The organism is Campylobacter troglodytis (assembly GCF_006864425.1).
GTDB classification, from domain to species: domain Bacteria; phylum Campylobacterota; class Campylobacteria; order Campylobacterales; family Campylobacteraceae; genus Campylobacter_D; species Campylobacter_D troglodytis.
In genome coordinates, this window is sequence record NZ_QHLI01000134.1 from 1 (window position 1) to 1,831 (window position 1,831).

Here is a 1,831-nt window from a genome sequence, read left to right on the forward strand (position 1 = left end):
GTAAATGACTACATTGCCAGCTGCAAGAGGGGCTGCGATGGTCCCAACAGAAATGCCTATGGGGAAATTCCAAGGTGCTATGGTAACCCCTATGCCCTTTGGTGTGAATTTTGTGTGTGAATTTTGTTCTTTTAGTTTTTGCAAAGAGTGAGGGTAAAACTCCACAAAGTCAATAGCCTCGCTCACCTCAGGATCAAGCTCTAAGAAGCTTTTTCCTGTTTCTCTTGCTGCTATGCCTATTAGCTCCCCTCTTTTGTCTCTTAAATTCTGTGCTACTTTTGCAAGTATGCGATGAATTTCCTCGTGGGGCCTTTGATTAAAGCTTGAATTTAAAGCCACTTTTAGTGCTAATTTTATCTCCTCTTCTCCTGCTTGATACACTGTGGCTATTTGTTCATTATTTATCTTATCAAAGATCTGAGCTTCTTTTAAATTTGCCTTTTTGATAGTTTCGCCTATGACAGGATAAATTTCAAGCCCACTTAAATGCTCGTAATCTTTTTTTATCTTGCTAGCCCACAGTCTATTTTGAGCCAAAACAAAGTCAGTGTCTGACTCGTTTTTAAAAATGCCCGTTTCAAAAGCAGCTTTAAGCTCGCTTTTTTTGTTCCTATCTTGTTTTCTGCGAGTGGAATTATCAAGGCTTTGTATGCCCTTTAAGGAGGCTAAGAAAAGCTCTTCTTGCTGCTTGTAAGAAGGAGAATTTACTTTGAGATTAAAAAAATGACGCATAAAATTATCCTCGCTTGTGTTTTCATCAAGCCGGCGAACCAAATACGCAATGGCGTTATTAAAATGCGCCTCATCGCAAACAGGAGCGTAAAGGACAAGCTGATGAAGCTTTGAAAGCTCATAAGCACATTGAAGGCTCATTCCTTCTAGCATCTCAAAGCTAAAATACTCAAGCGCATTTAGCTCGCTGATTTTTGTGTAAGCATAGGCTAACTCAAAGATATTATGCGAGGCTATGCCTATGTTTATGAATTTATAGTTGTCATCTTGCAAGATAAAATCAAGCATTTTGTTGTAATTGCTGTCTGTGTCAATTTTGCGAGAAAAAGTAGGAAGATCCCAGCCTCTTTGGCTTGAAATGGTCTCCTCGCTTTCCATATTTGCACCCTTGACAAAGCGAATTTTTATGGGCTTTTTTCCACTTTGAACCCTTTGTTTTGAAAACTCAAAAAGCTTTTTAAGATACTCAAAAGAATCAGGTATATAGGCTTGAAGGACGATTCCAGCTTTTATATCAAACTTATCAATGCTTTGCATAAAAGCAGCCACGGTTAGCTCTAAGTCTCTAAATTCTTCCATATCTAAATTTATAAACTTAGCTATGCCTTGCCTTTTTTCCTCACTTTGTGCGAGTGCATAAAGTGCGTCAAGCCTTTTTACTACCTCGTTTTTGGAGTACTCAAAGTCTATTATGTTAATTTGTGAAAAAATAGTAGTGATTTTTATGGAGATATAGGTGATATAAGAGCTTTTTAAGGCCTCTTCATATTTTTGTATGCGTTGCTTACTCTCAGCCTCGCCCAAGACCTCCTCGCCTATTAAATTCACATTTAAGATAATCTTATTTTCATCTTTTCTCTTTAAGATATGAGGCTTTAAAAAGTCTTCATTGGCGTCTAAGACCATAGTTTTTGTATCATCTCGAAGGTGTTTTATGAAAAATGGCACACTTAGAGTTGGCGCAAATTTGCCCAAATTCAAAAAGCTAAGCAGTAAAAATTTCTCAAAGGGGGTGAAAAAGTCGGCTATGCCGTATTTATCAAGGGTATAAGCTATAAACTCAAAGCTAACAGAGGCATTTTTAGAGCGAAATGCACGG

At 37.7% G+C, this 1,831-nt stretch carries 1 protein-coding gene; it reads right to left on the reverse strand.

Annotated features, from left to right (window positions below; genetic code table 11):
• Nucleotides 1-1,831, reverse strand: a 1,831-nt coding sequence (locus DMC01_RS12355; RefSeq protein ID WP_142694485.1) for a proline dehydrogenase family protein, incomplete at both ends; no start/stop codon positions are given.